Origin of the sequence: Halorubrum sp. CBA1125 (genome assembly GCF_009742825.1) — an archaeon.
Lineage (GTDB): Archaea > Halobacteriota > Halobacteria > Halobacteriales > Haloferacaceae > Halorubrum.
The window spans coordinates 1-3,975 of the sequence record NZ_WPCE01000232.1; the positions used below are offsets into that span (position 1 = coordinate 1).

The 3,975-nt window shown below is 63.5% G+C and carries 6 protein-coding genes; 5 read left to right on the plus strand and 1 reads right to left on the minus strand.

What is annotated here, in order from left to right; genetic code table 11:
* Window positions 1-109: 109 nt before the first annotated feature.
* The 3 genes from GJ633_RS14735 (at window position 110) to GJ633_RS14745 (ending at window position 2,470) form a co-directional block, all read left to right on the plus strand.
* The gene (locus GJ633_RS14735) at window positions 110-304 is read left to right on the plus strand and encodes a hypothetical protein (protein ID WP_156589411.1); all 195 of its coding nucleotides are present in this window, start codon (window positions 110-112) and stop codon (window positions 302-304) included.
* Between the two features lie 120 nt (window positions 305-424).
* Window positions 425-670: a hypothetical protein gene (locus tag GJ633_RS14740; protein ID WP_156589412.1), complete on the plus strand. Its 246-nt coding sequence runs from the start codon at window positions 425-427 to the stop codon at window positions 668-670.
* Between the two features lie 537 nt (window positions 671-1,207).
* The gene (locus GJ633_RS14745) at window positions 1,208-2,470 is read left to right on the plus strand and encodes a hypothetical protein (RefSeq protein ID WP_156589413.1); all 1,263 of its coding nucleotides are present in this window, start codon (window positions 1,208-1,210) and stop codon (window positions 2,468-2,470) included.
* Window positions 2,471-2,477: 7 nt separating this feature from the next.
* Here the strand turns inward: GJ633_RS14745 and GJ633_RS14750 are convergent, their stop codons facing one another.
* Window positions 2,478-2,882 carry a hypothetical protein gene (locus GJ633_RS14750; protein WP_156589414.1) on the minus strand — a complete coding sequence of 135 codons (405 nt, stop codon included), beginning with the start codon at window positions 2,880-2,882 and terminating at the stop codon, window positions 2,478-2,480.
* A 250-nt stretch (window positions 2,883-3,132) separates the two neighbouring features.
* Here GJ633_RS14750 and GJ633_RS14755 point away from each other — a divergent pair, with 250 nt between their 5' ends.
* Window positions 3,133-3,657: a hypothetical protein gene (locus tag GJ633_RS14755; protein WP_156589415.1), complete on the plus strand. Its 525-nt coding sequence runs from the start codon at window positions 3,133-3,135 to the stop codon at window positions 3,655-3,657.
* On the plus strand, window positions 3,654-3,975 hold a 322-nt coding region (locus tag GJ633_RS14760; RefSeq protein WP_156589416.1), incomplete at its 3' end, for a hypothetical protein. The genes GJ633_RS14755 and GJ633_RS14760, both read left to right, overlap by 4 nt.

Below are 3,975 nucleotides of genomic sequence, written 5' to 3' on the forward strand. Positions count from 1 at the left end.
GGACCGGTGATCTGTGGGAGTTCATCCCGACGTGGGCGTGGGTCCTCGGTGGGCTCGTCCTCGCCGGAGTTCTCTACGGGTACACTCGTCCCCTCTGGTCTCTGCTCGCATGAGTGATCTTCCCGATCCCCAGCCGGAGAACATCGACGGCGCGAAGACCGTCGAATACAGCCACGAGATCCATCACCGGGTGAACTGGGGATACGTCGCCCTCGCCGTCGCGGGGATCGCGGTGCTTCTGGTCATCCACCAGAACGTCGATCTCGGCGGTGACGAGAGCGAGGAGACCGGCGGGATGCAGTGAGTCGCTGATTTTATGTCGGTTGGTGCCAACACTCAGGCAGCACCCGACGGACGGCCGCGCCGCTCGCGGCGTGGAAACGTCCGGGGCATGGAAGTGCCCCGAACAGGGTGCGCCCAGACCATGAGCGCAAGCGACTCTACGCCCCGCACGGGGCAAAACGGTGACGGTGCCCAGTTACTCGAACGTGAAGCGGTTTCCATCCTCTCCGGCCACTTCGACCTGTTGAGAGATCAGGCGAACCAGGCGGAGAGTCGTGCGGATTCGCTGGGTGAGCGGATCCAGATAGTCCGGTCGATGCGTGCCCAGCTCCGGCTCACGGAGTCGATGCTCGTCGAGGCTCGCGACGACCAGGAGGGCAGCAGCTAGACGATGGAAGAATACCCGGTGAGTGACCGGGGTGACGCAGGTGGGGGCCTCGTCGCTTCGGTGTACTCACGCCGTCCGCAAAACGTTTCTGGTGGTGCGAGGCGGCCGGAGTCCGCGACGCTGTCCCGGAGCGGTGCGTACCGGGGGAGTCGGCCCGTCGACGCGCACGGTTGCGGGGCGTCAGGGTGCCGGGAAGGTGGACCCCTCACGGAAGTTGAACGTACAGACGATGAACCGCGGGTTCTCTGCTACGACTGCGCGCTGAGGTGGGTGCGCCGATGATCGCCTCGCTCGAGGAGCTGCGGACTCACGCTCGGCGTGGTGTTCCCTCCAAGCGGCCGGCGACCTTGCGGTGCGCGAGGCCGCCGGTAGGCGGGCCGAGCGCCGCCGGCCGCGCACCGGCGACCGGAGGGAGCCGAACGACCTGCGGGGCGGTCGCGGAGCGGTCGCGGCCAGTATCCTGCCACTACGCCCACCGTTGCCCCCCAACGGAGCTACTCACCGGCATATCAGCCGCTCTAACGGAGGAATCGGAAAATGGGGAGTGAGTACGTTCGCCGCCGGACCCCTGACGACGCGGAAGACCGGCAGTTCCTCAGCGAGGTTGCTCGCGAAGCCGCCGAACGCGACCCGCCCTCGCCGCGGGAGATGGACGAGGTCGAGGACGATCTGCCGACCCCGGACACGACCTACTACGGGAACACGGTGAAGATCCCCGGAACGGGGTCCGCGCCGAACCGCTGTCAGGGTCTGTCACCGGTCGGGTTCTGTGAGGGTGCACACATCGCTCTCGGCCGCTCGTCGTGCGACACGCGATACTGCCCCGACCACTACCTCGGATGGGTCCGCGACGGCGCAGTGAGCGCTGTGGCGCGTCTTGCGGCCTACAGAGAGAACGCCGAGGGATGGGGGAAGCGGCTGCTTCACCTGGTGGCGACTCCCGAGGTAGATCGGGTGTCCGCGGATCGGTTCTGGTCGATGCGCTCCGACGCTCAGGACGTGGTACAGGAGGCTGGCGCCCGCGGCGGCTATTGTATCGCTCACCCGTACCGCACCTCGGACGCTGCTGATAGGCTGTTCCGTACGGCGGTTCAGGAGGGGAACCTGAGCGCGGAAACAGGCCGCTGGACGTTCCTCCGGAGGTTCGCAGGCGGTGACTGGGAGAAGTGGCAGTCGATGACGGAGGCTGGGCCGCATTACCATTTCCTCGCTCCCTGTGAGGACTTCGACCCCGACGCGGTGCCGGATGGGTGGGTCGTGAAAAACATCCGCTCGTTCTCCCGGTTCCAGAAGCGGGATCTCGAGTCGTTCGAGGACATGGCGGTGGCCGCGTGGTACCTGCGGACTCACGGAGGATCGGAGGAGTTCCGGCAGACAGCGTCTTGGTTCGGTGACGTTCATCCGGCGTCGTTCGACCCGGAGGAGGAGCTGGGAGCGACTGAGTGGTACTTTATCCAAGAACGCGCGGCTGAGGCCGTAGGCGTGCCGATGGAGGAGATGCGGGATGGTGAGGGTGCGAAGGAGGAACGGATCTGCGAGGTCGACGGCTGTGAGGAGATCCTCCACGACCTCGACGACCTGCGGATGTTCACCTCGGACGCTTCATGGATGCGGTCGATCCCGCCGAAGCGTCGGCACCGACTCCGAGCGGTTGAGCTCTGGATGTTTGAGGAGTCGGTGATACCTCCGCCGTCGGTGCGGTCGAGTGAGGCGCGGGTCCGCGACTGGCTGCTTGAGAAGGGTCGGATGTACACCGACCACTCGAAGCAGACGGGGCTGAAGGCGTTCGATCAGCTCTGAGTCTGGTCTACTTGCGGCCCTGTCCGGGTTGATCGACGCGGAGAAGCTCCTGTGCGGCCTCGCTGTGGACCTCGCTGCGGTACTGCTGTAACTCGTCGGGGATCCTCGTGTAGTGGTCTTCGTCGACGCCCTCGGGCGGCTCGTCGCTGGTTCCGACGAAGCCGCCGGGGAAGCCCATCATCGCGGGGTCGTTGAGTACCCAGTATAGGAGGATTCCGAGCTGTTCGGGATCGAAGACGCTGCGGTTCTCGATCTCTGCCGACTGCGCGACCTCGATCAGCTCGTCGAGCGCGGTCCTCGTTCTCGTTCGTATCCGACTTTTTTCATTAGTAATCGACTTCTCGGAGAAATCGGACTCACCGCTCAGTACATCGCGACGGTTCTCAGTCAGAAAGATGTTGTTTCTGTTCATCTGATTTCAGGGGATGATTGAGTTTTGGTATCCATAAATCCGGGGGTTAATCTAGGCAAGTTTTATTGTGCTCGTTGAGTAGGAAATGTATACGATGGCAAAAGCAGAGCACGACGATCGCCCGCCGGACGGCCCAGATCCCGCGCACTGTCCGGGTGCGAAGGACTACGTCCTTCAGCGCCTGGAATCGGCCGACTCGCCTCTCTCTCCGGTGGGTTTAGCCGATGAGTACGGCTGTGGCGGAAGCCATATGCGTTCCGTACTGAGCGAACTCGCGCAGCAGGGTGAGGTTGACCGTGTGGGGAAGGGTCAGTACGTCGCGACCGAGGCGGAGGCCGAGACGGACGGCAGCAACGACGCAGACGACGTAGACGACTGGCTTGAACGTAGACAGACCGACCAAGACGAGCAGATGCCTACAACAGGAGAGTATGAGGAGCAGCATAGCGGCGTCTTCGATGCGTCGGACGGGGAAGACGCAGGCGACGACGTTGGTAGTGAGGTCGAGGTCGTCGACGTCGACGATCCCGACGATTCCGATGATGACCCCGATGGGGACACCGCCCCGGCTCCCTCCCTGTCGCTCCCGATGGATCCGAAGACGCTCGGGATGCTGCTCGCTGCGGCTCTGGTTCTCTGGCTGGCGTACCAGACCCTCACCGACAGCTCGGACGACTCGGACGACTCGGACGACTCGGATGGAGCGGACGTTTCTGACGTAGCCGATGGTGCAGAACAGGCGGCTGAGGAGATCACTGGAGGGCTCGCGGGATGAGCCAGTCAGAAGGTCTGCTCGCCGGTATAGTCGACAGCTCGGTTATGGCAGGTTCCGAGTTCGTTGATCGAAGGATAGAGTACGCGGTTAGTCCGAGGACCGATCCGGAAGATAACCCGGTCACTGAGATGATCCGTGAGGAGACCGATCTCGGTGAGGACGAACTCCCTCGATCTGAGATCGTCGGTGTCACCGATGATGATGGAGATCGTCTCGAGGTGGTTGACTCGTCGGGTCTGTATGATGGATGGACCAGTGATGAGTATTCTTTCGATGCTGGTGATGTGGCAGATCAGGCGGGTGAGGATGTCCAGGAGC